Annotated in this window: 22 protein-coding genes and 10 tRNA genes; 2 read left to right on the top strand and 30 right to left on the bottom strand. The window is 37.3% G+C overall.

The features are described from left to right. Positions 1-20 precede the first annotated feature (20 nt). The 16 genes from F3J23_RS17190 to F3J23_RS17115 all read right to left on the bottom strand — a co-directional run bounded on the left by F3J23_RS17190 (position 21) and on the right by F3J23_RS17115 (position 10,364). Positions 21-103 (bottom strand) — tRNA-Tyr (locus tag F3J23_RS17190). Between the two features lie 411 nt (positions 104-514). Further along, a tRNA-Asn gene (locus F3J23_RS17185) sits at positions 515-586 on the bottom strand. 4 nt (positions 587-590) lie between these two features. Further along, positions 591-664 (bottom strand) — tRNA-Ile (locus tag F3J23_RS17180). A 97-nt stretch (positions 665-761) separates the two neighbouring features. Next, positions 762-833, bottom strand: a tRNA-Pro gene (locus F3J23_RS17175). Positions 834-900: 67 nt separating this feature from the next. Further along, positions 901-974: transfer RNA gene (locus tag F3J23_RS17170), tRNA-Arg, on the bottom strand. A gap of 7 nt (positions 975-981) precedes the next feature. Beyond that, positions 982-1,055 (bottom strand) — tRNA-Lys (locus tag F3J23_RS17165). 8 nt (positions 1,056-1,063) lie between these two features. After that, positions 1,064-1,131: transfer RNA gene (locus tag F3J23_RS17160), tRNA-His, on the bottom strand. Positions 1,132-1,706: 575 nt separating this feature from the next. Further along, a complete protein-coding gene (locus F3J23_RS17155; RefSeq protein WP_167031786.1) occupies positions 1,707-1,835 on the bottom strand; it encodes a penicillin-binding protein in 129 nt (42 codons plus the stop codon). Positions 1,836-1,938: 103 nt separating this feature from the next. Further along, positions 1,939-2,190, bottom strand: coding sequence for a hypothetical protein (locus F3J23_RS17150; protein WP_167031783.1), 252 nt, complete (start codon positions 2,188-2,190; stop codon positions 1,939-1,941). Between the two features lie 15 nt (positions 2,191-2,205). After that, entirely contained in the window at positions 2,206-3,234 is a 1,029-nt protein-coding gene (locus F3J23_RS17145; protein ID WP_228455369.1) for a soluble NSF attachment family protein, read from the bottom strand. After that, a complete protein-coding gene (locus F3J23_RS17140; protein WP_167031780.1) occupies positions 3,221-4,915 on the bottom strand; it encodes an APC family permease in 1,695 nt (564 codons plus the stop codon). The genes F3J23_RS17145 and F3J23_RS17140 overlap by 14 nt, the downstream gene beginning before the upstream one ends. Next, on the bottom strand, positions 4,905-7,283 hold the full coding sequence (locus F3J23_RS17135; protein WP_167031777.1) for a hypothetical protein: 2,379 nt from the start codon (positions 7,281-7,283) through the stop codon (positions 4,905-4,907). The genes F3J23_RS17140 and F3J23_RS17135 overlap by 11 nt, the downstream gene beginning before the upstream one ends. Beyond that, positions 7,274-8,017: a hypothetical protein gene (locus F3J23_RS17130; protein WP_167031774.1), complete on the bottom strand. Its 744-nt coding sequence runs from the start codon at positions 8,015-8,017 to the stop codon at positions 7,274-7,276. Before F3J23_RS17130 ends, F3J23_RS17135 begins: the two co-directional genes overlap by 10 nt. Further along, positions 7,990-9,123 carry an AAA family ATPase gene (locus tag F3J23_RS17125; RefSeq protein WP_167031771.1) on the bottom strand — a complete coding sequence of 378 codons (1,134 nt, stop codon included), beginning with the start codon at positions 9,121-9,123 and terminating at the stop codon, positions 7,990-7,992. Before F3J23_RS17125 ends, F3J23_RS17130 begins: the two co-directional genes overlap by 28 nt. After that, a complete protein-coding gene (locus tag F3J23_RS17120; RefSeq protein WP_228455368.1) occupies positions 9,120-9,770 on the bottom strand; it encodes a hypothetical protein in 651 nt (216 codons plus the stop codon). Before F3J23_RS17120 ends, F3J23_RS17125 begins: the two co-directional genes overlap by 4 nt. A 204-nt stretch (positions 9,771-9,974) precedes the next feature. Continuing rightward, on the bottom strand, positions 9,975-10,364 hold the full coding sequence (locus tag F3J23_RS17115) for a VOC family protein (RefSeq protein WP_167031769.1): 390 nt from the start codon (positions 10,362-10,364) through the stop codon (positions 9,975-9,977). 254 nt (positions 10,365-10,618) lie between these two features. Here F3J23_RS17115 and deoD point away from each other — a divergent pair, with 254 nt between their 5' ends. After that, a complete protein-coding gene (gene deoD, locus F3J23_RS17110) occupies positions 10,619-11,329 on the top strand; it encodes a purine-nucleoside phosphorylase (protein WP_167031767.1) in 711 nt (236 codons plus the stop codon). Positions 11,330-11,438: 109 nt separating this feature from the next. Here deoD and F3J23_RS17105 read toward each other — a convergent pair whose 3' ends face one another. The 7 genes from F3J23_RS17105 to F3J23_RS17075 all read right to left on the bottom strand — a co-directional run bounded on the left by F3J23_RS17105 (position 11,439) and on the right by F3J23_RS17075 (position 15,555). Beyond that, positions 11,439-12,224: a TatD family hydrolase gene (locus F3J23_RS17105; protein ID WP_167031765.1), complete on the bottom strand. Its 786-nt coding sequence runs from the start codon at positions 12,222-12,224 to the stop codon at positions 11,439-11,441. 129 nt (positions 12,225-12,353) lie between these two features. Further along, positions 12,354-12,422, bottom strand: a tRNA-OTHER gene (locus F3J23_RS17100). Between the two features lie 5 nt (positions 12,423-12,427). Continuing rightward, positions 12,428-12,499: transfer RNA gene (locus F3J23_RS17095), tRNA-Gly, on the bottom strand. A gap of 13 nt (positions 12,500-12,512) precedes the next feature. After that, positions 12,513-12,582: transfer RNA gene (locus tag F3J23_RS17090), tRNA-Ser, on the bottom strand. Between the two features lie 10 nt (positions 12,583-12,592). After that, positions 12,593-13,957, bottom strand: coding sequence for an SDR family oxidoreductase (locus F3J23_RS17085; RefSeq protein WP_167031763.1), 1,365 nt, complete (start codon positions 13,955-13,957; stop codon positions 12,593-12,595). A gap of 235 nt (positions 13,958-14,192) precedes the next feature. Continuing rightward, positions 14,193-14,837 (bottom strand): hypothetical protein, encoded by a 645-nt coding sequence (locus F3J23_RS17080; protein WP_167031761.1) that lies wholly within the window; start codon positions 14,835-14,837, stop codon positions 14,193-14,195. 4 nt (positions 14,838-14,841) lie between these two features. Further along, positions 14,842-15,555, bottom strand: coding sequence for a DUF434 domain-containing protein (locus F3J23_RS17075; protein ID WP_167031759.1), 714 nt, complete (start codon positions 15,553-15,555; stop codon positions 14,842-14,844). A 184-nt stretch (positions 15,556-15,739) separates the two neighbouring features. Between F3J23_RS17075 and F3J23_RS21670 the strand changes: the two genes are divergently transcribed. Further along, on the top strand, positions 15,740-16,579 hold the full coding sequence (locus F3J23_RS21670) for a DUF4822 domain-containing protein (protein ID WP_228455367.1): 840 nt from the start codon (positions 15,740-15,742) through the stop codon (positions 16,577-16,579). A 57-nt stretch (positions 16,580-16,636) separates the two neighbouring features. Here the strand turns inward: F3J23_RS21670 and F3J23_RS17065 are convergent, their stop codons facing one another. From F3J23_RS17065 to F3J23_RS17035, 7 genes are all read right to left on the bottom strand, one after another. Then, on the bottom strand, positions 16,637-17,686 hold the full coding sequence (locus F3J23_RS17065) for an MBL fold metallo-hydrolase (RefSeq protein ID WP_167031757.1): 1,050 nt from the start codon (positions 17,684-17,686) through the stop codon (positions 16,637-16,639). Between the two features lie 12 nt (positions 17,687-17,698). Beyond that, complete coding sequence (locus F3J23_RS17060; RefSeq protein WP_167031755.1) at positions 17,699-19,279, bottom strand: Na+/H+ antiporter; 1,581 nt, start codon at positions 19,277-19,279, stop codon at positions 17,699-17,701. 222 nt (positions 19,280-19,501) lie between these two features. Beyond that, on the bottom strand, positions 19,502-20,428 hold the full coding sequence (locus F3J23_RS17055; protein ID WP_167031753.1) for an alpha/beta hydrolase: 927 nt from the start codon (positions 20,426-20,428) through the stop codon (positions 19,502-19,504). A 107-nt stretch (positions 20,429-20,535) separates the two neighbouring features. After that, positions 20,536-21,459 (bottom strand): alpha/beta hydrolase, encoded by a 924-nt coding sequence (locus F3J23_RS17050; protein WP_167031751.1) that lies wholly within the window; start codon positions 21,457-21,459, stop codon positions 20,536-20,538. Between the two features lie 288 nt (positions 21,460-21,747). Next, complete coding sequence (locus F3J23_RS17045) at positions 21,748-22,617, bottom strand: helix-turn-helix domain-containing protein (protein ID WP_167031750.1); 870 nt, start codon at positions 22,615-22,617, stop codon at positions 21,748-21,750. Between the two features lie 105 nt (positions 22,618-22,722). Beyond that, positions 22,723-23,406 (bottom strand): hypothetical protein, encoded by a 684-nt coding sequence (locus tag F3J23_RS17040; RefSeq protein WP_167031748.1) that lies wholly within the window; start codon positions 23,404-23,406, stop codon positions 22,723-22,725. Positions 23,407-23,504: 98 nt separating this feature from the next. Next, positions 23,505-25,256: an alkaline phosphatase D family protein gene (locus F3J23_RS17035; protein ID WP_167031746.1), complete on the bottom strand. Its 1,752-nt coding sequence runs from the start codon at positions 25,254-25,256 to the stop codon at positions 23,505-23,507. Between the last annotated feature and the right edge of the window lie 114 nt (positions 25,257-25,370).

Below are 25,370 nucleotides of genomic sequence, written 5' to 3'. Positions count from 1 at the left end.
TTACATTATCAGTGGTTGGGTGGAAGTAGTAGGATTCGAACCTACTCAGCGATAAGCAACAGATTTACAGTCTGCCCCGACTCTCCAACTTCGGCGTACTTCCAGATTTCATGAGTGATCAGTGATTCATCCGATTTCTCATTTACTTCTTTAAAAAAGAAAAAGCCTGTCTATATTTTATATTGACTAAGATCTTCTGCGCTCAACAGACTTTTCTTTTCTTAATAAAGGATATTTTATAAGATTGATATTATTTCTTTCCTAATATCTGATCTCTTTTATTGAGATGGCTATGGGATTCAAACCCACTCAGTTTACACAACGGTTTTGCAGACCGCCCCGACTCTTCCGCTTCGGCGAACCATCAGATTTATAAATGATATTTTTTAATTTTAACTGCTTTTTGGAGAGATCAGAAAAAGTCTGTCTGTATTTTTCGTGTTTGGTCTAAAGATCTTCTGCTCTTGACAAACTTTTACTTTTTCTCCTGAAACAATTAACATTTAGTTATCTGCGATTCTGGAAAGATTCGAACTTTCAACTTCCGGTTTAACAGACCGGTGCTCTACCGTTGAGCTACAAAATCATTGTAATTCCGGAAGGACTCGAACCTTCAACCTTCGGTGTATCAGACCGACACTCTAACCACTTGAGCTACGAAATCATTTTAACTGATGAATAGTAAATGGCAATCTGCTTTTCTGTTAATTTTCAAATTCACCTGCGAAGCAAGATTCACCATTAACTTATTCATTTTTCTGTCTGGAAAGCAAGATTCGAACTTGCGACCTCCCGCGTCCAAGACGGGTAAACAACCACCGTTATCTTTCCAGCTTTGGGGTTCACTTCTGTTTCTTTTCCGGGAGACAGCCGGATCTGAAAATTTCCATGAACCTTTTGTGATTCCGAGAGGGCTCGAACCTCTAACCCTGGGTTTAGAAAACCCATGCTCTATCCAATTGAGCTACGGAACCGATTTTGTAACCCCAGAAAGATTTGAACTTTCAACCCCCGGTTTAAAAGACCGGTGCTCTAACCAATTGAGCTATGAGATTTTATATTTTGGGTATCTCCGGGAATCGAACCCTGTTCTCCGGTTCCACAGACCGGCGCTTTACCAAATAAGCTAAAGAAACCATAAAAAAAGCGCCTCTTTTCGGGAGGCGCTTCATATATTTTAACGTAAGAGATCATTAGCTGACCCACGTATATAAGCACCTTTTATCCACAATTCCACTTTCAAGAACACACCATACTCCTGTCGGCTCCTGTCCGAATAGTCTTGAATATTGATTGAATATGTTATGAAATTGTTTCATTTTATTTTTTGTTTGTTTTTAAATTATTTTTTGTTGAATCCTGAAATCTGTTGCTTTCAATTTTCGGTTGCAAAGTAAATATGAATTTTTGAAACCCGCAAATAAATTTTAAAATTAAATTATTGAAAATCAATAAGTTATGCCTTTACTTCAGAATAGAGAATTACTGTCCGCAATATTTTGCGGATATCTTAAATACCTAAATGACTGTCTCTCACCGGGTTGCTTATCACTCTATTTTATCGTATTAAAGTTTCATTGTTCATTAAAAAATTTTCATGTTTATGGTTATTTTTTTTCATTCTAAATAATTTCTGACCTAAAAAACAAAAAACGCCTCGATTTTTCGAGACGTTTCTGTTGTATTTTGATTAATTTTTTACAAGTTTATAGTAAATAATTTCCAAAGTCAGCACATTTCGCCTCATTCCATATCACCTCATCATACCCGAATAACCCCTTTATTGAAGGGCTTTCGCATAGTTCTGCATTGATATGTGCTCTTTGTATTGTCATAATTTTCTGGGGCAAAGATAAATCTTTTTTGTTATTATTTTATAATTCTAGCAATCCAGGGTAATAAAAATAGGAGTTTGTATGTATTTTAAATGCAAAGTTTTTATTCTGTTTCTCCATCAAATTTTTCAAGTTGTTTGAACAAGTCTCCCTGATAATCATAAAGGCTTTTATATTCTGAAGTTGCTATGGCAACAACTTCTTTTGCTTCCATTAATGAAAATGCCGGAAATTTTTCTTTAATATCTTTTATTGCATATAACGGTAACTTTCCTTTTGATATCATTTCCTGTACAATTTCAAAGGGATTTTTATTGTCATATTTAAAATGAAGGTATTTGGCTGTATTGTCCATTTTATTTTCTATCCTTTAATTTCTGAACATCTTATTCCTTCCCGTCTTAAATCTTGAAATATCTTTCAGAATTACCTCATCATTGGGATTGAAGTGTTTCAGTTCATTTACAATTTCTGAACGGGTTCCTACTTTTTCGGCAATGATTTCATAAGCTATGCTTCTGGTTGTATTCTGAAGTTTCGGATCTTTTTTAAATTCATGCTTAAGAGCTTCCAGATAGGTGATCTTCTTATGGTCCGGAACATTGTGATATAAATTCTGAATCTCGGTTTCCAGTTTTTTAACATCAAAAATATTAGCAAAGTAATTATTCAAACAGTTGAATGCATCTTTATCTTCTTTCCAGCCTTTCAATAAAACTTCCTGGGCGGCATCGGTTTTCTCCATTTTTTTACGATAAACCAATGAAGCTTTTACCATCTGATTATTGGTAACATAATCGTCTGCCACTATCTGGTAATAAGTATGGGCATTTTTAAGATCATTGATTTCTTTGTAAAGGTCTCCTACTTTCTCCTTCTGCTCCATCTCTTTGTAAAGATCAATAGCCTTTTTATATTGTTTAGCTTTTTCATAACAAATTGCTGCATCAGATTTGTTCTTTAATTTTTTTAGGTAAACCACGGCTGCTTCATTATAAAACCCTCCTTCTTCCAGTGTTTTTGCTCCTCTGTAATTATCCTGAAGCAAATTCATATATACTTTGGCAGCCTTTTTATATTCTTTTTTGGCAATGTACTGGTCGGCAAGTTCTTCATATTTATTTCGAATTTTGTCAAAAAGTGAAGTTTCCAGATAGAAATTTCCGGAACCTGCACCTCTTTTTCCTCCTGCATTTCTGTTATTTTGTTCTTTATCTTTTAAAGAGGTGATGACGAGAAGAATGATAAAAGCCACCACTAAAAATATAGCCAGTGTTCCCATCACGCTCCAGAAGCTTTCATGGAACAGCTGAGCAACGATTCCGATGATCTTAAACATGACCAGCAACACAAAAGCGGCCATAAACTTGTCTATAAATTTCTGTTTATTCATCATCATCTGAGTTTAAAATGGTTTTATCATCCCTGAACAGACGGTATAGCAGCAGCATAACACAGATCACGAGAACCCATACAAACCAGTTATAGCCAAACATTTTCACCAGCGGATAGAACAGATACACCAGCATCACCACGAGTATTCCTATTAAAAGGATCTTTACCCATGACGGAACATTGTCCCCGCCAAGATTCAATGATTTATTTTTAAAGAGGAAGGAATAAAGCCCTACCCCGGCAATCATAAGTATTACCATATACAGAATATCTGAAACCGGAGCTTTTTTCTCCAGAGGGGTTCCCTCTGTACCAATGCCCTTTACTTTGGCTCTGTTAATAGATGTTGAAGGATCTACAATATCTATGGTACCATACAGTTTTCCCAGCGAGTCTTCCATCAGTACCTGTCTTTTCTTTAAAAGATATTTGACAACATCTCCGTTTACAGGTTTTCCTTTGGTATATTGTTTCAGGGAATCCGAAATTTTACGTCTCAGCTTTTCGGTTTTCTGTTCAACCTGTTTTTTAATTCTCTTTGTATAAATTGTTTTAAGCGAATCCCTACTCTGTTTTTCTTTGTTGACAAGTTTTTCAACGTCTTTTCCTATTTCTCCAACATCTCTTCCTCCCGCTTTTTTATAATTTTCTTTAGCTTCTTTGGTTTTGGATTCTATAATTCCGGCGTTGATCAGTTCTTTAGACAGTCCTTTTCTTTGCTGGTGATACATTGAATCAATTTTCAGATCAATCTCAGAAGTCCCGGATTGGAAAGCAAGCATATCGGCAGGTGCTTTTTCTGCATCAGTCACAATGGTTCCTGAGGAAGTTCCTGTTTCTTCCTGTTCTGATACATTTTTATCTGATGGCAATGCAATTTTTAAAACTATTGCAATAATAATAACCGCCCAGAATACCCTGCGGAAATTTTTAGTTCCTCTACTTTCAGGCTTATCATTGGAGTTTGCCCCAAACAGTGCTTCCAGCCAGCTAAATTTCCCAAAACCATCACCTCTCGATGTACCCATTACATCTAAAGAAACCCCAAGATCTATGGCTCTTTCAGGATATTTTTCAATGTATTTTAAGTATTTTTCAATTTCTTTTTTATTACCGGCCATCACCTTTTTAAGGTCAAAAGGCAGATTGTTGATCCATTCTTCTTCGGTTTGTTTGTGCTGTAATGCTTCCATTACCTTTTCATCATCCATTTCAACCGTATAGCTTTCTATTTTATAAGGAATAGAAACGCCATTCGATGGTTTTCTGATGATTTCATCAATGGTTCCGGGTTTCTGAATCAATGAGAGCCAGTCTATTTCTTCAGCCAATTTCACCAATCCGAATTCGGGATGCATAATCATGAAATGGGAATCAAGCTGCTGCCAGTCTTCAGGATTGATCTTAGGATAAAACGTAGTATTTTCAGGAATGAAAAGCCTGTCATCCACACATTGAAAGTATGCATTCTTACCTATATCCTGTGGAGCATGATCTTTAAAAACAAGAAGACATCCGTACAGCACATTAGGAGCATTTTCCGGAATGGCATAAGCTCTTACCTCACTCAGATCGATTCCCAGTGTTTCCATTTCCTGAAGCCATGCCACAGGTGAGGAACTTTTGATCAAAAGTCCTTTTTTAGGATAGTTATTTTTGGGGAAAGGTTTAATTCTAAGCTCCATAATCTAAGATCTGTTCTATAAATGCTTTTAAAAACCGGTCATACATATCATCCATCGTTTTTACTTTCAAAAGAGCATGTTCCGGAAGATAATATTCTGATCCTCCGAATTCCGTATAAGTTGCCAGAGAAAGATATCCTCCTAATGTGGAAGGGATAAAAAATTCTTCAATACTTTTGTTACTGCTCCTGAAAGTTAGCATTCCACGAGAATCTGTGATAATTTCGCTTCCGTCCGGGAATGTAAATTTATTTTTATTCTGTTCGGAAAAGATTTTAACATCATATTCATTTTTAGAAAAATCCAGCTGGTTTTCTGATGAACTGTACAATTCGTTTCCGGAAATGACAAGATTTCCATACTGATTAATCCCGATCTTATTAAAATTATTGATGACTCTCAGACCGCTTCCTTTCAGTTTGGCAACTTCTGCTTCTGCCTTGGTATTATTTTTTTCAATCTCTTTGTCTTTGCCGGAAATAGGTTCCAGCGAAATATTTCCATCAATATTGATTTTATAATGAGTCGGATGTTCAGGTTGATGCAGATAAAAGTTTTTTCCAAAGTAGATCAATTCATAGAAAGATGGAATACTCATCCCCGTAAGATTCAGTTCGGAATATTCTTTTGTATTAAGGTTTATTTTTGAAATCAGCTTTTTATCCGGCTGATACTGGCACAGTACAAAATGCTGCTGCCTATTCTTTGCCAGAGCAAACTGACCTCGGGGTTTTATGGAGATATTCTCAAATAAAACCTCACAGCCATGATATGTTTTATAATAATCGTAAGAATGTCTGTCGTAATAATTATCCGAAAGGTAAGTTTTCAACAGCTGCTTTTTTGAACTCAGGATGAAGAATTCTCCTTCGTATAAAAACTGTGCAATCTTATTAACCGGTGTCGGAAATAAAATCGGGTAATTTTGCGGAAGATCTGTTTTCTTTCCGTTAATTTGAGTAACCGTTTTCTTTTGCTGTGGCGGATTTGCCCACAACTCCTGCAGCGGAAGTTTTATTTTCTGAATATGTTTTCTTGCTCCTTTATGATGTTTATAAAAATTAATTTCTCCATCTGAAGCAGTAGTCACAAGAAATTTTAGCTGATCTCTGTTCTCATGAACTACTTTCAGAACTTTTGCATCATTCAAATTTTCCTGATGAGTAATAAAGAAAACTTCAATATCTTTTTCTGTATGCTGTTCATTGAAAAACTTTTCCAGCGCTTCTGAAACTTCCAGAACCGGACTCACCTGATTAAGATTTTCCACAACTTCTTCCACTTTATTAAGAGAAATGGGAACAGCTGTCTGCCCCAAAGCAAATACTTTACATTCAGAGTGGGCTTTCGGATGCTTGATAACAGCAATTGCGGATGCAAAAGCCAGTACCTTCGGGGCTCCCCAGTTTCTCAGGGAAGTATCAATCAGGATGATTCTCTCAAAAATATTTTCTTCAGGCGGAATCTCTCTTTGAATATAGAGAGCTTCATTATTCGCTACCCGATTCATGAAAACCTCATCTTCATTCGCAAATTCGGAAAGAAGCATTCTGTTAAAGTCTCCTTTATTGGTCATATCGGAAATTCCCCCAATAGGCTGTTCTCCGGGAGAAAGATGGCGCATCGGAATTTTAAGGCCGCTCCAGATTCTTTTGATAAGGCTTCCTACCTGGAATGTCTTTGGTTCTTCAATTAATTCTTTGATAAAATCTTTATCGGTATCTGCCGTGGCTTCTTCCTGTATTACTTCATCATCCAGCTCAGGTTCATTGATAAATCCTTTCATTGCATCGATGATAGATTGAACGGTAGGAAACTTTTCATTCAGATCCAAAGCACTCAAATCCCGGTTTAGGGCAGAAGGTCCGGAATGTTGTTTTTCAGCGCTGGCAGCTAGTTCATATGGTCTTTTATAATAGGTTCTTAAATTTGCATCGGCAACAAGAGAAGACACACTGTTGTGCCCGTTCCTGAACAATGTCTGAAGCAATATCATCTTATTCTGCTTCTGTTTATATATTTTGGGAAGTGATTTTATTTTTTCGAGAAATTCAATTGGTTTTTCTGCATTGAATTCAAAATTCCCCATGCTGTAAAAATCTGCGGTCCGTTTCAAAGGTCCTGCAAAATCAATATATCCGTCCTGCATCGCATATAAAACCATAAGCAAAGCCCCGAACGGAGGCCATCCCTGGGGCTGAAGTTCTCTCAGAATCTCCATTATATAAGGTCTGTACGCAATTGCTCCCACTCCCGGAACCGAGAGGAGATTATAATCATGATAACCGATATCGCCGGGAACATCTTCATCGGTTTTCCACTCCCAGAAATAATTTTCATAGGATTGGAAATAGACCTTTAATTCCATTCTTTTGATTTTTCTGTAAGACGGAACGAGCTTACGGATAACGGACGGAAATCTGCACTTTTTACTGAAAGGCAGTTTCCTTTTTCATCCCATAAAAGCCACCCTTCCGACTCGCTATTATACTTCTGTTGTAACAGTTTACTTACATTTTTAAACTCAAAATCCAGACCTGCAGGCAGTAAATGGCCGTCTTTAGACCAGTATGTTTTCCCGGGAAGGCTCAATAATGGAGTTCCCAGAAACAGGGCTTTATCACCTATAATGATCCATTTTATTTTTTCAAGTTTAAATTTGGGCAGTGCTGCAATACTTTCTTTGATTTCAGATATGGTACTCAGCAAAGCAATTACGGGTTGTTCTTCATTGCTTTCTTTTAATTGAATATGAACATTCCCGCTAACCCCGAAATAATTCTGGTTCGAAGCCGGAAAACTGAGGCGCAACGCTTTATCTATGGAGGTCCAAAGTAACGCTGTTCTCTTCTTTTTGCTAGGAACCAAAGCTTCTCTCCTGAATAAAAGACCATCACGTAGTTCGTACAGAATAAAATCCGGAAGCTGGTGAATTTCTGAGGATACAGACTGCTCATCCGTGAAACCTTTCAGCCAAATTGTCTCTTCCTCCACTGCAATCTGAATGTTTTTCCAATCTCTTATGGAGCCCAGAAAATCTTCATCGGCACGGGGAAGTTCTGCCCAGAATTCTTTTATATGCTTTGAAGGATCTTCTGCCATAAGCTTTCAATTTCTTGCTGGATATACTGTTTTTGTTCCGGATTTCTGATCCAGTCGCAACGGGTCTGCAGATATCTCAGCTTGTCTTTAATCACATTCTGTTCTTCGAAGCTAAGCATTCCGTCATTCCATTTATCCACAAGGATTTTTACATCTTTCATCACTTCCTCCGGATTGGGTGTTTTGTTTTGCATTGCCTGTGGATGAGAATCGGGATGATTATCTTTTTCAATCGTTCTGTTGATAATTCCTTCCAGAATTTCAATCTGCTCTTCTGTATCCCAGATATGTTTCAATATCCAAAGGTCTGAAAGAACAGCTTCATTTCTTCCGCAGATTAAAGCACTCGCAGCAATAAGGTTCTGCAGCTTCACCGCTCTACGGTCTGAAATAGCAATTCCCGTGTTTCGAAGACTCATAATGGTATTCAGATACACTTCATAGATCGGTTTAAGATCCACTGTTTTACACAGGTCCTGAAGCTGCCTGATCTCATCGGCATGGATTTCCGGAATTTCCGTATCCACTTCATTTTCCAGTTTTCTTCCGGCTAAAAGTACCTGTTGCAAAAGGTCAGGATTTACATAATCTACATTGATTCTTACCAGAAAACGGTCAAATAATGCATTCAAAGCTTCATCTTCAGGAAGAACATTACTGGCACCCACAAACATCAATGCAGGTAAATGCTTGGTTTCTTTTCCTCTTTTAAATATTTTTTCATTCAATGCCATCAGGAGTGAATTCAAAATGGCTGAATTTGCATTGAAGATCTCATCCAGAAAGACCATTGATGCTTCAGGCATCATTCCTTCCGTATTGGTAAGAAGTTCTCCCTCTTTTAATTTTCTGATATCAAAAGGACCGAATATCTCATTCGGTTCTGTGAAACGGGTTAACAAATATTCAAAATTCTTTCCATCTTTTACTGTTTTGGCAAGTGTTCTTACAATGGCCGATTTTGCAGTGCCCGGAGGTCCGTACAAAAAAGCGTTTTCCCTGGCCAGAAGGCAGATTCCAAGCAGATCTACCACATCATTTTTACCAACGAAAGTGTCTTTTACGTAGTTAAGGACTGTATTTAGTTTATTGATATTCTGAGTCATTGGTTTTCTTCAGTTATTATTTTTAATTCTCTCCAGAATGCGTCTTTATGCATTCCGAATTCTGCCACAAGCAGTTTATTAATTAACGGAATTTCCGCCAGTTTATAATCTTTTTTTTCAACAATCCTTTCCAGATAGAGTTTTCTGTAAGTATTGTCTTTCAATTCTTCTTTCCAGTCTACATTTTTAAGATCAAGATCGTATCCTACTCCCGAATAATGAAATATTGTCAGAATATCTTCAAGCACCGGAATCAGAGTATCTACAGGATCAACGGCATTCAATGCAGCAATCACCTGGGGTAAAAACCTCAAGGACAGATCAGCAGATAAAATAGAAGAAATATTTCTTGTTCCTTTAAATTTTGGAATCAGTTTTTCTATATTCTTTTCTGTATTCTCCCTGATCAGGTACAATTGTGCACTATGATACAGAACTTTTCCTGCCCAAACTGCTGTTTCTTTATGACAAGACAGCTGATCGGATAAAAATTCAAGTCTTTCTTTTTCAAACTCTGTTTCAAAATAGTCTCCTGCTTCTATCTCTTCTTTGGTGGATATTTCCTGTAAATCTGAGAAAAGCGTAATGCATTCTTCTTTTCGGAGCAGAAAGATTGTATCTAAAAATGGTGATCCTGTTTCCATCATCTAACAAAAATAAAATTATTTCGTTGAGAATAAAATTTTTAAGACAGGGATTGATGTTAAATTATATTTGTTTTCAGAGAATATTTACTGGAAACTAATAAAGATGTTCTCATGCAGATTTTGCAGGTTATGCAGATATTATAAGAAATCTGCGAGAGTGTTTATGAAATCGTTTCATGGTTTATGCTACCTCACAATGATGGTTTAAGCTACAATTTCAATGATATTATTTTCAGGATCAAGAATTACACTTTCATAATATCCATCCCCTGTGATGCGCGGTTCTCCGGCAATAGTATAGCCGTCTTTTCTTAAGATTTCTGTAAGCTCATTCACTTTATCTCTATTTTCTACGGAAAATGCAAGATGGATTATTCCGAATTGCTGAAATTCATAGGATTGTTTACTTTCTTTAAGATCAGGCTTTGTCATAATTTCAAGACGGCAGCCATTATCAAAACTTAAAAAGTAAGACTCAAATTTTTTAACGGGATTATGGTATTTTTCATTGGAAACGGCTCCGAAATAAGTCTGATAAAATGTTTTGGATCTTTCGAGATCTTTCACCCAGATGGCGATATGTTCAATTTTCATTTTTTTATTTTAATCATGTTGAATACTGCAAAACTAATAGTCTCAACCATGCAATATCCGCTCCCCGTTACTTTATTTTTGTCCTGTATTTACATTATCCTATTTTTTGCTTTGAAAAAATAAAACTCAATTAAAAAAATAACTTAAAACATTGATTAACAAAACACTACATACAAACCCAGCCTGAAACTGCATGAATGTTTCATTCCTAAGAACCTAAAAGTTATTATCTTTGCCCCATTCAAAATAACATTATGAGTATTCACATCAGTGCAAAAAAAGGAGAAATTGCTAAAGTAGTATTGCAGCCGGGGGATCCGCTTCGTGCACAGTATATTGCTGAAAATTATTTAGAAAATGCAAAGCTGGTAAGCAAAACCAGAGGAATATTTTATTACACAGGTCTTTACAAAGGGAAAGAAATCACTGTAGGAGCAAGCGGAATGGGCTTTCCGAGCATCGGTATTTATTCTTTTGAATTATTTACGGAATATGAGGTAGATACTATCATCAGAATCGGGACTTGTGGTGCTTACAATACTGATCTTAAGCTTTTTGATATTTTAAATATTGAAAAGGCAGCCAGCGAAAGTACGTATGCAAAATATGCATGGGGAATTGAGGATGAAATTCTTTCTCACCAAGGGAATATCTTTAACACTATTAACGAAACGTCTAAAGATTTATCATTAAACGCTAAGGCCATCAATATCCACAGCAGTGATATCTTCTATAGAAAAGATCCTGAAACTCCTGCTATTGCAACAAAATATAACTGTCCAGCAGTAGAAATGGAAGCTTTCGGGTTATTTGCGAATGCTCAGCATTTAGGAAAAAATGCAGCTACCATTCTTACGGTAACTGACATTATCCCAACACATGAAAAAATTTCTGCTGATGAAAGAGAAAAAGCATTAAATCCAATGATGGAACTTGCTTTGGAATCGGCGATTAAGAGTTTGTAAGGGGCGAAAAAGCAAAATAGTGAAAAAGCGAATTTGCTTTAAATACTATATTAGCCTTTTGCAATTTTGCAATAAAAAAAGAGCTTTACTTTATCAGTAGAGCTCTTTTTTATAGCCTGAAAAAATTCCGGGCGATCTCTGTGGTTTCATCCGCTACTTCAGAGATGCTTATTCTCTTCAGCCTGGCAATTGTTTGTGCCACATAAAGTAAAAATGAGGGTTCATTCCTTCTGTTCTGGGTTCTGGGCATATTTTTCGGCAGCATAAAAGGGGCATCTGTTTCAATCATCATCCGGTCAAGCGGTACATATTTTATCACATCCTCCAGATGTTTAAATCTTTTCTCATCGCTGATTGCTCCTGTAAAACCTAGGTAAAATCCTTTGTCCAGGTAGATCTTAGCTTCTTCCAGTGTTCCGGTAAAGCAATGAACAACGGCTTCCGGCAGTCTGGAAAGATATTCATCTGTGATATCATTAAACCTTTTAAAGGCTGCTCTTTCGTGAAGAAACAGAGGTTTATTCACTTCTATTGCAAGTTCCAGCTGTTCCTGATAACATTTTTCCTGTACAGGTCTGGGAGAAAAATCACGGTCAAAATCCAGGCCGCACTCACCTACTGAGATCACATGATCGAGTTCCAATAATTTCCTTAGTTCCTTGATGCTTTCCTGATTAAATGATTTGGCATCGTGAGGATGAATTCCCGCTGTGGAAAATAAAATTTCAGGATAATTTTCTGCTATTTCTGATGATTCTTTACTTCCTCGTACACTTGTTCCTGTTAGAATCATATGTTCTACTCCATGGTACAAAGCACGGTTGATAATTTCATCATGTTCATCATAGAACTGTCTATTGGTGAGATTAATACCAATATCTATATAAGTATTCATTTTGTTTTTTTAATTGTATTACACATTATTTTCAATATAAAATGGAAACAGGCCGGGATTGAACCTGCAACCTATTCCATCCGGAATATATTTTTCCTGATTAAACTAAACTCTCGCTTTTTGATTTTGGGAGATGGGCGGGATTTGAACCCGCATCCATTCTGTGCAGGAATTATTTTTCCATTAAACTACCATCTCCGTTTAGAAACGTACGGGATTCGAACCCGTAACCTCTGACTTGGAAGGTCAGGATTCTTCCATTGAACTAACGTTTCTGTTGTTTTATAGGGAGATAAGCAGGAATTGAACCTGCAACTCATCTTAGCAAAATGCGTTTTTCCATTATTACTATTATCTCCGTCTGGTTTTTACCAGGTATGTATTTTATAATTTTTCAATAAAACACCGCTGAAATAATTCCCTTTAATTCCTTCTATTAAAGGGTGCAGAATTCTTGCGGCTCCATCTACAGAATCCAACGGCGGAATATACCCCTCCTCAAACTGTTTCTTTCTGAGGCTTTCTTTAGCTCCCGTAGAAATCCATCCTACATCTACTGCACTCATATAAATCTGATCTTTTTCAAACTCTTTTGCTGAAGTCAGTGTCATCATATTCAGAGCAGCTTTTGTCATATTGGTATGTGGATGATACACTGTTTTATTTTCATAACTGAACATCCCTTCTGATGAGGTAACGTTGACAATAAATTTTTCTTTATGTCCTGAGTTTTTCATTAACGGTTTCAGTTCTTTGATCAGAAAATAAGGGGCTATATGATTGATGAGATTTACTTCTACCAGTTCATACATTGAAACTTCCTCCAGTGTAGAATTCCAGCTCGTTTTCTCACGGTTATCTACCGGCTGTCCGAAACGGGTAAGCTCTACCTGAGTTACTTCGTTTTGTGCATATTCCAGTTTTGCAGTTTCATTTGAGATTTCCGTCCGGTTGGGAATCAAATGATGATTCTCTTTAAAATCTACCAGTTTTTCTTTTTCACGTTTTATAATAGGAAGATAATATGCATCGGGATATTTAATGGTTTGGGCTGCGTTATTGATCAGAATATCCAGCGTATCAAAATTGAATTTATAAAAGTTGATAAAATCCTGAATTGCCTTCAGATTTCTAAGATCCAAACCATAGATCCAGAGTCTTTCTTTCCAGTTTTTATAATCTGCTTCCTGCTGCATCAATTCCATCGCTAATGCCGGAAAACGGGTTGTCAAAACCAAATTGGCCCCGTTTCTCAATAGTTTCAATGCTGCCGCAAAACCTACTTTCACTCTTCCTCCCGTAAGGATTACATTACGGCCTGTAAGATCCGTTGTTTCAAAACGCTTTTCATAGTTTTCTCCGGCACACACAGGACATAATCTTGAATAAAAAGAATGAGCATACTGATAACTCTGGTTACAGCAGTAGCAGTTTTTAGGGATTTGAAGTTTGGTGAGCTTTACGTCTCTTTTTTCATCATCATAAAAAGCGGAAACTCCGGCCAATGCTTTCTGCATCAATACAGAACCTGAATTCACAGCAAGATCATGAGATTTCATTTCCGAATAACTTTCATGACGATTCTGTCTTTTAGCATTCTTATGAATTTTCGTGATCAGACCTGAGAATGTTCTATTATCAGGATTCATGAAAGGATCTTCTTTCAAAGCATTCAAAACCTTGATACATGTTTCCCATTCTTTGGCTGAAAATTTCTGGTCTGACTGATTCATAACTTCTGTTTTATGTCTGCAAAATTATAAACATGATGCGCAATGTTTTTACGCAGTAAAAAAGAATGAAAAAAAGACAAAAGACAAATGGATGAAATTGCTAATCCATACAATGCAGTACAAAGTGAAAAGCCAAAGAAATATAGCTGTATGCTTGAAAGGATCTGTTTAATCCGCCTAACTTACGAGAATTTATTTTCACATAAATCAGGCAAGTGATACAGATATGATTGATTTATTCGTTGATAAATTTTTCCAGAAAACCGATCAGTTTTGTTCCGCCATGGCTCCAGCGGATTCCGTGTCCTCCTTTTTCTCTGACCTCGAAAACAAGCTCGTGTTTATAGTGAAAAAATACATTCCACCAGGTTTTATTTTCCAGAATACTGTGGATCTTTTCCATTACTTTCTCCTGTTTCTGCTGGTTATTTCCTTTGATTGTCCCCCAGAAATGATCATCCATCCTTCCAATATGCTTTTCCCAAGCTCTTTGTGCAATGGTAATTTCACTGTTAAAGGGCTGCTCACAGGCTTTGATCAGCATAGATTTCGGAGGAGGAATTGCCTGCTCATCACGAATGCTTGCAGAGGTAAGTCTCTGCCCCATAATATCCAGCCAATGCTCAAAAGGGACTGCTTCAAGATGTTCTGCTTTTACCTTATCTGAATCGTTACTTTCAAAAACTGCAATGAATTTTTCAAAGCTTTCCTGTCTGTTGATTTTTATTTCTTCATTAAAATAAGGGAAATCCCATTCCAGACTATTTTCTTTAAACTTTCGAATGTTATCTGCCAGACTTTTCAAATGTTCTTCTTCCAGAACAGCCTGATATTGATCTTTCCATGAATTTGAGATCAGAGGAATATATTTTTCAAACATAACTTTACAATACTTTGATCAGGTTTACTGAAAATTTCTCTGTCTCAATCAAATATCCGATCAAATTAAACCATTCTTTACAATGATCCAAAATCCAGGCATCAGATGAAATGATGATTGCTGAACTTTCTGCCAGAAATTTATCCGGATTGAATTGTAAATCTGCTTCCCAATTGAGTTGATGTTCTGCGGCAAAATCAAGAATGATCTGTTTAATTCTTCCACTGTTGGAAACGGGCTGATCGAAAATCCAGATTAATTTCTGAATTTCGTTTTTCTGGAAAAAAGCTGCCACCAGTTCCACTGCTCTCAATGTCTGATTTACTCTTTTATAGGTGCCATGAACTCCGGAAAGATCGCGGATACAACCGTCTAGACCTTCAAAAACATACGCTCCTGAAAGCAGACTTTCCAACAGAATCAACACATTAAAACCATCCAGATAAATTGTTTTTCCCTTTAAGTCTGAAACTTCCAGCTGTTTTGATTTTCTATTTCTGAGCTGGTTAAGGGAAGCTGAAGCTCCCCGTAAAGCCTGTATTTGTCTTGTTTTTAAACGATATCTGTTTCCTACCAGTTCTGAAGCTGCTTTTTCCGGGTATTCTCTTGTCAGCAGATACTGCATATCTTCTACAGCCAGCTTCAGTTTACCGATCTGTTTTTCTAAACCGAACAGGGTATCATCTCCTGTATTTTTTCCGCGGTTTCTGTTATTCATACTCAAAAATAAAATTTTTAATGAATTCTTACGGGCAAATACCTGTATTCTGTTTAAAAATATTAAAATTCAACATCATTTACTCTGATTTTCCATTTGTTATGTTTTCTACAACAAAAGAGATATTTCATACAACATATTAATATTTATTAGAAATAAGTTTGCAAAGACTTAAAAATATCCTATGAATACACTGAAAAAATTATGTTATCTGTCTGCTGTAATGTTTTTATCAGCATCTTTCCTATCGTGTTCCAGCGATGACAACGAAATTGTTACAGAACAGCTTACTCCCTCACAAACGCTGTCTTCTACTCCATGGGAAACGACTGGTGCAAAGGACAAAAACGGAAATAATGTAGCTTTAACTGATGCCAGCGTGGCTGGATATGTAGGCTTTGCGTACTTCAAAGCAGACGGGAAGTTTGCTATTTACGGATTGAATGATGTATTGAGATCAAGGGGAAAATGGGTGGTAGATCCACAGGGGAAAACCAGAACAATTACAGTATTAAATCCGGATGACTCTGTTATTTTTACCCGCGATGTTGAAATTCTTGTGTTAAACAGAAATGAATTCACATACAGAATTCGTCCTAATGCAGGTGATCCTTCCATTTATTATGACATTATCCATACCAGAACTTCTCACGCCGAGCCCACCAATGGCCAGCTTACATTGGCTTCAACTCCATGGGAAACTACAGGAGCTAAAGATAAAAACGGGAATAATGTAGCTTTATCTGACAATAGTGTAGCCGGCTATGTAGGATATTCTTATTTTAAAGCTAACGGAACTTTCAGAATATTTGGACTCAATGATGTATTGAGATCTGAAGGAACATGGTCTATTTCTCCTGACGGAAAGAAAAGAACTCTTGTAACTCCTACTTTCACGCGTGTTGTAGACATTTTGGTTCTGAACGAAACTACATTCACTTATAGAATTACCCCTGATACTGCCAACCCTTCTGTATTCTACGATATCATCCATACTAAGGTGATTCATAATGAACCTCAGTAGTGATTATTTTTTTGATAATAAGGAAGAACCTGTTCAACAATGAACAGGTTCTTGTTTTTAAATATAATCTTCCCACCACTTTTTCCAATTTATAGTTCCTAACTGATCCAGGTTTACTTTTTCACCAATCATTGGAAGGGTAATTGGTATGTTACTTTCTTCTGCATGTTTTGAAGCCAGGTCCAGAGGTTCATACCATGCATGTTGTGCCAGCTTGAATTTGGAATTGTGTACAGGAATGAAATTTTTGGCTTTCAATTCTTGTATTTCTGCCATCAGCTGATCTGGTAAGGTATGAATATAAGGCCATTTTTCGTTATACTGTCCATTTTCCATAATGGCTAGATCAAACGGCCCGTATTTTTCCCCAATTTCTGTAAAATGATTTCCGTAACCGCTGTCCCCTCCCAGAAACAATTTTTTTGTGGGTGTTTTTAAGACAAAAGAAGTCCAGAGTGAGATATTCCGGTTCAGTAATCGCCCTGAAAAATGTCTTGCGGGAGTGAGTGTAATTCTAAAGCCATCTGTGATATCAATACTTTCCCACCAATTCTTTTCGATGACTTTGTTAAAGTCCCAGCCCCAGTATTCAAAATGCTGGCCTGTTCCCAAACCGCAAATGACAGTTCCTACTTTATCTTTTAATTCCTGAACCGTTTTGTAATCCAGGTGGTCCCAATGGTCATGGGAAATAAGCAGAAAATCTATATCCGGCATATGCTCCGGTTTGTAATAATCAGCTCCCTGAAAGGCTTTAATGGAGCCCGGCATTGGAGAAGCATTTCCACTGAAAACAGGATCTATCAAAAATTTCTTACCCTCCACCTGTATGAAATAGGAACTATGCCCGAACCATACCAAAACATTTTCTTCCGGCTGAAGGTTTTTTAAATCGGTTATTACAAACGGTAGTGGTGTTTTTGGTGAGGTATTTTCCACTTTACATAACGTGTGAAACAGTACTTTGGTCATACTTTCTCCTTCTAGTAAAGCGGGTGTTGTCAATATATTCTGAAATCTTCCATTAAGATAATTAGGAAGTGTACTGAAATATTCTTTTCTTTTTTCATCGGGAAACTGCCCGAATTGCTTTTTTAAATTTTTCATCCCATAATTTTTTTACATTCTGAGCCTTTCTTCTTCAAGATCCAGTCTTGTTAAATAATGTCTTATATATTCTTCGTCGATATTCGGATTTCGTCTGTTTTCTGCCCGAAGCCAGATTCTCTGTTGTTCCAGGGTTTCAAAATAGATCTCTTTAGCTTCGTCGGACATTTTGTGAATGGAATCTTCTTTGTCTTCCTGTTCCCAGCGGTCCATCAGCTTGCTAAAATACTCGTTTTCGCTTCTTCTTTCCTTATAATTGTCATCAAGATATTTGAAAGCAACCCTGCGTATTTCTCTTCTTAAAAAATGTTCTGATTCTTCTTCAGACAAATATCCGCCTCCGGTATCTGACAGATGGAGTTTTTTGATCAATCCCGGTAAAGTGAGCCCCTGAATAATCAGTGTTGCCAAAATCACAATAAAAGTAATGAATAGAATAAGATCCCGGTGCGGAAAAGGCTGTCCGTTTTCCATCACTACAGGAATGGACAGGGCTGCAGCGAGGGAAACTACTCCGCGCATTCCGGTCCAGCTCATCAATATCGGGGCTTTCATTCCTGGGTCACGATCTGCTACATTGATAAAATTCCTCATGATGAGGGTAATAAACACGGCTCCAAAAGACGATAAAAAGCGAACAATGATTAATACAGCTGTGATCAATAATCCGTAACCTACGGCATCGGATAAGCTTATACCTTCTTTATTCAAGCCTACCAAAATTTCAGGAAGATCTAATCCGATCAGTAAAAATACAATTCCGTTGATCAGGAATACAAAGCTTTCCCATACATTGGAGCCTCTCAATCTCGATTCTGAGGTCCTGAAAATTTCGTGCCTTCTTACGGAAAGGAACAACCCTCCGCTTACTACGGCCAGAACTCCTGATGAATGGACCTCTTCGGCAGCAATATACATCACATAGGGTGCAACCAAGCTTAATATGGCATCCATATTGACATCGGTAGGAAATATTTTTTCAATTTTAAGAAAGATAAACGCCAATACTACTCCTATTCCCAGTCCTCCAAACACCATCCATCCAAAACTTAACGCGGCATCCTGCCAGATAAACTGCCCGGTAGCTACAGCAACCATTGCAAATCTAAAGATGATAAGTGAGGAAGCATCGTTGAATAAGCTTTCCCCTTCCAGAACGGTAGATACATTTTTAGGAACTTTTACAAATTTTAAAATGGCTCCGGCACTTACAGCATCCGGCGGCGAGACAATTCCTCCTAACACAAAACCCAGCGCCAAGGAGAAACCGGGAATAAATGAATTTGCGATAAATGCTACGGATATTGCTGTAAGAAAGACGACGATAAAAGCAAAGCTTGTAATGATTCTCCTTAGTTTCCAGATCTCTTTCCATGATACGGCAAAGGCTGCTTCATATAAAAGCGGAGGCAGGAAAATGATAAAAATAAGTTCGGGATCAATTTTCAAAACGGGCAAACCCGGAATAAAACTTATGAGAAGCCCGGCAATAACCAGTATAATAGGATATGCTACTTTTAAACGATTGGCCAGCATAATGGCACCAATGATTACCAGGACCAGTCCTAAGTAATAAATAAAATTTTCCACCATTGTTTTTTCCAATTAATTTTTAAACCGAATTGTACTCTTCTGTATACTATCCGGCAACAAACTTTAATAGAAAAATAAATATAAGCATTCCTTTTGAAAATAGTATTGTTTTTAACAATCAGAATATGATGCATTAATTGTTTTCAGGTATCATGTATTTTATCATGATTTCGATTTAAAAAAAATGCTGCTATACAAAGATTGTACAGCAGCATGTTATGATTAAAGATTTTCTCTGAAGAAAGGAATCACTTTTTCCAACGCTTGTTTTACCGGCTCAGGCTGATCATAAAGATCATAATGTGAGTATCCTTCCACGATGAGAAGTTCTTTCTTTTGGGAAGCGGCTCTTCTTACGATCTCAAAGCCATCTCTGTAAGCTCCAAATCCACCGGGTTTATCTCCAATTATTACCAAAATAGGCTGTGTAAGGAGAGTTTCACTCAGATAAAAAGCATCCCAGCCCATTCCTGCAGCCATATGAGAGTATACAGCACTTGTTGCTCCACCTTCAGCATGACCTCTTGATGTTTTATAATAATCGGTAGCTTCCAGCACATCAATATCTTTAATTCCTGCTTCTTTTCCCGCTTCTACGGAATCTGGCAGCATATTGATGGTTAATAAATCAGCTCCTGCGGCCTCGGCTGAACGCTGTTTGGTTACATTATCAAGAACTTCCATCGGGTTACCTCCTGCAAATCCGTCTCTCAGCAAACGTCCGAAGTTTACACCGGTAATGGAAACCACTGCTTTGATTCTTCTTTCCGTCATGGCAATATTTAAGGAGTAGCCTCCACCGCCACAAATCCCAAGAATTCCTATTTTATCAGCATTTACATAAGGAAGCGTCTCCAGATAATCGATGGCATATCGTACATCTTCGGTACGCAAATGAGGGTTTTCAATATATCTTGGTGCTCCGCCACTTTCTCCCTGAAAAGAAGCATCAAAAGCCAGCACTATAAATCCTGCTTCTGCTAATGCTTTTCCGTATACATTTCCGGCAGTCTGTTCTTTACAGCTTCCTATCGGGTGCATAGAGATAATGGTTTCATATTTTTTATTTTCATCAAAGTTTTCCGGGAAGAGCAAAATTCCTGCGTTGTCCCACGCGATATTTCTGAATGTTATTTTCTGTGTATTCATTTTGATACATGTTTTTAGAATGAAAGCCGGAAGAGAAGAGTTGGAAGGAAATTATTTCAAGCGTTTATTATTCCTTTTTCCCGCCTCAGCTTTCTTTTTATTATTGATTAGTTTAATTTTTCGTGAAAGAATGATACTAATTGTCCTGTTGCTTCATTTACATAGTTTTCCCTATCATATAAGGACATGTGATTGGCACCTTCAACAAGGTATTTTTTCTTATCTGAAGAGGCAGCACGTTCAAGCAGGTCGTCACTCATCCATGCACTGCCTGCAACGCTTCCTACTATTGCTAATAAGGGCTGTGTAAAGAATGCTTCTGCTTTGTTATAGGCATCGTAAGAAATAAGTTGTGAAAGGCTTCTTGTGGTTACAAAGCCGGGTGCTGTAGGATATTGGCAACGGTCTGTATGATAATATTCCCAGGCCTCTCTCAATTCTTCATTAGGAGCATCTTCTTCTTTAAGGGGTGCCAATGGAATAGTCTGCACTTCCGTATTTCCAGCGTCTGCTGTTCTTGCGTTGGTTCCTTCCAACAAGTAAGGTAATGCATCTTCATCTTTTATGGTGTTTTCCCATCCGTTTCGGAACATAGAGCCGATGTTTACAGCGCTTATCATTCCTACCGCTTTAATCCTGTGATCGTTGATAGCTGCATTGGCTGTATATCCTGCCCCTGCGCAGATCCCCATTGCACCTATTTTATCCGTATCTATATAAGGCAGTGTTGTAAGGTAATCAATGACTGCACTTATATCTTCTGTTCTTATGTAAGGATTTTCCAGCTGGCGAAGCTCTCCTGTACTTTCTCCCTGATAAGAGGCATCATAAGCGATAGTGACCAACCCATTTTCAGATAATTTTTTGGCATATAGTCCTGCTGTCTGCTCCTTGACTCCGCCACCGGGATGAGAGACTACTACTGCCGGGTATTTTTTGTTTTGGCTGAACCCTTCCGGGAAGTTGATTACTGCTGATAAGATTATTCCCTGCCCATTTCCGTTTTTAATACTGATTTTTTCTTGTGACATGACTTTACGTTTTGTGTTATTCTTTTGTGTTGGAAATACAATCCTGCAATGGCTAATTTTTTCATTTTTAGATTAGCTTACTATTATCTTTTCCAATCATTTTATTACTTCGTTTTGATAGACCAAAGGTATAGAGAAAGACTGCCTGGAAACGGATACATATTACTCGAAAACAGATACATTTTACGGTTTCTTTGCGCAAAGGACATCATTCATTATCAACATATTAAAAAAGAAAAGACAACTCACCGAGTCGTCTCTTCTTAATAATATATATGGTGTTTTTATTTATTGGTTCCTGAATACTTTGGGCGATAATCCTGTTTTTTTACGGAAGAATCTTGCAAAATAATTGGGGTAATCAAATCCTAAACTGTATGATATTTCGCTTACAGATAATGCTGTATTCTTAAGTTTGTCTTTCGCCAGTCTGATGACATGATCATGGATATGATCCAGTGGAGATTTACCTGTAAAGTGCTTGATAAGATCTCCAAAATAATTGGGAGAAAGATTACTTTTTTGTGCAAAATAAGCCACTGAAGGGAGCCCTGCAATATTTTCATTTTCTCTGAAATAGCGTTCCACATTCTGATAAAACGCAGTAATTACTTTATGATAGATATTGCTTCTGGTATCAAACTGTCTGTCATAAAAATCTTTAACGTAAGTAAGAATTAAATTAACATAGGAAATAATGACCGTTCTTGAATAATTTTCTTTCTGAAATTCGTGATCAGCTTTTCTGAAAAGATCCCATAGTATGGTTTCTTCATCCTTAGTGAGGAACAGCGCTTCATGATTGTTATAGTGGACAAAGCTGTAATCTTTGGCGTATTTTTCAAGATAGCGGGCGCTTACCATAATCGTGATCCCTGATAATGGCGGGGCAATTTCCCATTCCAGCGTATTTTGGGGACAATCCGCATACATATAAGATGAATCAGATTGATCTTCCAGCAGCTGATAGGGAACCAGTTTATGATCCATCGGCGGTTTGATTGCCAGGAGATAAAAATCAATCGTAACGGGCTCAGACTTCAGCCTTATATCTTCTTTTCCATGAAAATCAAATATATGGAGATCATCACTTTTCAGTTCATCCCCTATGTTCAGATAGCGGCTAAATTCCGGGATGCTTAATATTTTGGTTGTCATTATACAGGTGTTCAATAATTTTGTAAAATTAGAAATTTTAACTGGCGGTATCAGGATACAAATTCAGGAAAAACGGATACATTTTACTGTTTTTTAAAGATCAGTTTAGAGGGCTAACAATATAAAAGAAGCTACTATGCCAACAACGAGAATCATTACTCCGCCCGTCTTTAATAGGTCCGTCCAAAATTCTTTTCTGTCCCATGTAAAATCTAAAGGGTTAATATAAAACACTGTATAAACAAACGGATTGATATTCAGATCCGGCCTGAAGCGGACTATTCCTTGGATAAATCTTCTCCGCAAAACTCTCAGGTTACTAATGTAGTAAATATAGCCGGCATCCATCCCATCAAAATCAACCTCTGTTATGGAGCCTTTGTCATTTACTTTCAGTACATATGTTTTGTTGATCGTAGTATAGCTCACATCATATTTATCTGAAAAACAACATGTTTCCAAATTATGATAAAGAATTTCATGTATAGTTCCATCAGCTCTCTCATAATGAATTCCCTGATCATCAACAATGATATTTCTTATCATCCTCTTTCTTATTGCTTTCTGATGAAGAAAAAAACGATATAATCCCAATGCAAGAAGCGGATAATACAATATCGAAACTACAACAAGTATGGTAATACTTTTGGAAAGTACAAGAGGTAATCCCAATATAACAAGCAAAGCCACCAATAATAGAAGCAACCCTGAAACTCTGGTCAAGCCCGTCATCCACCACGATGGTTTTGATATTAATGGTAAAAATTCTTTTCTCTGATCTTCCTGCATATGTTCAAGATACAAAAAAATATGGGAATAAAAAAGAGCTACAGACAGTTACTGCAGCTCTTTTGTCACAAAATTGAAACTAGATATGATGATTGAAACTATGAAATGGTATGTGTTCTTTCTGTAGTGACGTTATAGGTTTCTGAGATCACATTATCTACAAACCTCCATTCTGCCTGAGAATTTCCGAAAGTAAATTTCACATGAAGATATCCTCTTTTATACAGATTGGCGTAATCCAGATCATCAATCAGCAATGAAAATGCCTGGGCCAGTTCTATTGCTTTTGTAGGATCAGATGTAATTCCAAGATAGCCTTCGAGCCCAGGAGAAGAAACAGAACTACAAGCCAACTCTGTCCCGATAAATTTTCCTTGGGCATCGGTTAGCTTCCCTAACCATGCATTATGAGTATCTCCCGCTAATACTACCACATTTTTTCCGGCAAGAATAGAATACAATTGCTCTCTTTCCATAAAATAGCCGTCCCATGCATCTAGATTATAAGGCAATGTGTTTGTAATTCTCGCAATTTCCTGAGGGGTTAATGTAGGATCTTGTTGTTTGTATCTTGTTTTAAGAACAATCAGCTGGGTAATGGTATTCTGAAGTGCCTGCATTGTTGCCGGCTGTGCGCTTCCGAATTTTTTTATTTCAGCAAGAATCTGATTTAATAGCATTAGAAGTTCTGCAGGCACCATCATTTTGGTCATTAAAATCTGCTGTCCCAATACTTTCCATTTTGCGGGATCTGCATTGATCTGAGAACCAAGCCATGACATCTGCTCTGTTCCAATCAGCTTTCTGTTTGTACTTAAAAAATCTGTTTTAAACTGTACCTGATTAAAGTTTCCTGCATTGTCAAGATAATCTGAATAATCCATTTGCTTATCTCTTGCAATTACTCTGGTATCCATCATATAAAGGGAAACCAGATTTCCGAAATTGAAACTTCTGTAAATTCTCAGATCTTTTCCTGTTTTAAGAGGAATATATTCACTGTACGCTTGGAAAGCTGCCATTTTTCTGGCCTGGAAATCGCCTTCATCGGGCTGATGATTTTCAGCTCCGGATTTATAGGTATCATTAGCAAATTCATGATCATCCCAAACACATATGAAGGGCTTCTTCTGATGAAGCAGCTGAAGATTTTTATCACTTCTGTATTGCCTGTATCGTTCTCTGTAATCACTAAGGCTGAGAATTTCTTTGGCTGGTTTGTGGGTTCTTCCTAATTGATTGGTATAAGGATTGGTTCCGTATTGTCCCGGAGCATATTCGTAAATATAATCTCCAAGGTGTACCACTACATCTGCTTCAGAGTTGGCAATGGCTCCATATACGTTAAAAAGTCCGGCAGGAAAATTGGAACATGATACCACGGCCATTCTCACTTCATTCACAGAGTCTGTTTTTGAAGGCAATGTAAGGGTTTCACCTACAACACTTGCTTCTTTTGTTTTAAGGTTATAGAATCGATAATAATATTTTGTGTTCCCCTGAATATTCTGAATATCTACGGCTATGGTGAAGTCATTTATTGCTGTTGCATTCGCCTGTCCTCTTCTGACAATTCCATCAAAACTGCTGTTTTTACTGATTTCCCATGTGATTTCTGCATCGGCTCCGGCAGAATATCTTGTCCAGATAATCATTCCGGTTGCAGAGGGATCAAAACTTGCCACACCGGATTCAAAACCTGAGTTTTTAAGATCATTGGGAGCATTCGTGTTTTCGGTAAAATCGTCGCTGCAGCTTTCAATTAAAGGAGCCAGAAAAATTCCTCCGGCTGCCAACAATGAGTTTTTAAGAAATCTTCTTCTGTTAAATTGGTTATTGTTTTCCATCATTACTTTTTCTGCAAAGCAACAGTATCTCAGCAAGAAGCCTGTTAACTGAGTTTTAAATATATCTTATGGTTTTTTAAACAGATGTTTAATGTTATGCATAGGAAATTTAAGCCA

This window comes from Chryseobacterium sp. Tr-659, from assembly GCF_011752975.1.
GTDB lineage: Bacteria > Bacteroidota > Bacteroidia > Flavobacteriales > Weeksellaceae > Chryseobacterium.
The sequence above is the reverse complement of the archived record's forward strand: the minus strand, read 5'-3'. Positions and strand labels throughout refer to the sequence as shown.

Excerpts from the sequence above, each read along its gene's own strand:
- F3J23_RS21670 (WP_228455367.1), top strand. The coding sequence starts at position 15,740 with ATGAATACACTGAAAAAATTATGTTATCTGTCTGCTGTAATGTTTTTA.
- F3J23_RS17115 (WP_167031769.1), bottom strand. The coding sequence starts at position 10,364 with ATGAAAATTGAACATATCGCCATCTGGGTGAAAGATCTCGAAAGATCC.
- F3J23_RS17060 (WP_167031755.1), bottom strand. The coding sequence starts at position 19,279 with ATGGTGGAAAATTTTATTTATTACTTAGGACTGGTCCTGGTAATCATT.
- F3J23_RS17155 (WP_167031786.1), bottom strand. The coding sequence starts at position 1,835 with ATGACAATACAAAGAGCACATATCAATGCAGAACTATGCGAAAGCCCT.
- F3J23_RS17120 (WP_228455368.1), bottom strand. The coding sequence starts at position 9,770 with ATGATGGAAACAGGATCACCATTTTTAGATACAATCTTTCTGCTCCGA.
- F3J23_RS17050 (WP_167031751.1), bottom strand. The coding sequence starts at position 21,459 with ATGTCACAAGAAAAAATCAGTATTAAAAACGGAAATGGGCAGGGAATA.
- F3J23_RS17130 (WP_167031774.1), bottom strand. The coding sequence starts at position 8,017 with ATGGCAGAAGATCCTTCAAAGCATATAAAAGAATTCTGGGCAGAACTT.
- F3J23_RS17075 (WP_167031759.1), bottom strand. The coding sequence starts at position 15,555 with ATGAATAACAGAAACCGCGGAAAAAATACAGGAGATGATACCCTGTTC.
- F3J23_RS17135 (WP_167031777.1), bottom strand. The coding sequence starts at position 7,283 with ATGGAATTAAAGGTCTATTTCCAATCCTATGAAAATTATTTCTGGGAG.
- F3J23_RS17125 (WP_167031771.1), bottom strand. The coding sequence starts at position 9,123 with ATGACTCAGAATATCAATAAACTAAATACAGTCCTTAACTACGTAAAA.
- F3J23_RS17085 (WP_167031763.1), bottom strand. The coding sequence starts at position 13,957 with ATGAATCAGTCAGACCAGAAATTTTCAGCCAAAGAATGGGAAACATGT.
- deoD (WP_167031767.1), top strand. The coding sequence starts at position 10,619 with ATGAGTATTCACATCAGTGCAAAAAAAGGAGAAATTGCTAAAGTAGTA.
- F3J23_RS17040 (WP_167031748.1), bottom strand. The coding sequence starts at position 23,406 with ATGCAGGAAGATCAGAGAAAAGAATTTTTACCATTAATATCAAAACCA.
- F3J23_RS17150 (WP_167031783.1), bottom strand. The coding sequence starts at position 2,190 with ATGGACAATACAGCCAAATACCTTCATTTTAAATATGACAATAAAAAT.
- F3J23_RS17065 (WP_167031757.1), bottom strand. The coding sequence starts at position 17,686 with ATGAAAAATTTAAAAAAGCAATTCGGGCAGTTTCCCGATGAAAAAAGA.
- F3J23_RS17035 (WP_167031746.1), bottom strand. The coding sequence starts at position 25,256 with ATGATGGAAAACAATAACCAATTTAACAGAAGAAGATTTCTTAAAAAC.
- F3J23_RS17080 (WP_167031761.1), bottom strand. The coding sequence starts at position 14,837 with ATGTTTGAAAAATATATTCCTCTGATCTCAAATTCATGGAAAGATCAA.
- F3J23_RS17045 (WP_167031750.1), bottom strand. The coding sequence starts at position 22,617 with ATGACAACCAAAATATTAAGCATCCCGGAATTTAGCCGCTATCTGAAC.
- F3J23_RS17145 (WP_228455369.1), bottom strand. The coding sequence starts at position 3,234 with ATGATGATGAATAAACAGAAATTTATAGACAAGTTTATGGCCGCTTTT.
- F3J23_RS17055 (WP_167031753.1), bottom strand. The coding sequence starts at position 20,428 with ATGAATACACAGAAAATAACATTCAGAAATATCGCGTGGGACAACGCA.
- F3J23_RS17140 (WP_167031780.1), bottom strand. The coding sequence starts at position 4,915 with ATGGAGCTTAGAATTAAACCTTTCCCCAAAAATAACTATCCTAAAAAA.
- F3J23_RS17105 (WP_167031765.1), bottom strand. The coding sequence starts at position 12,224 with ATGAATACTTATATAGATATTGGTATTAATCTCACCAATAGACAGTTC.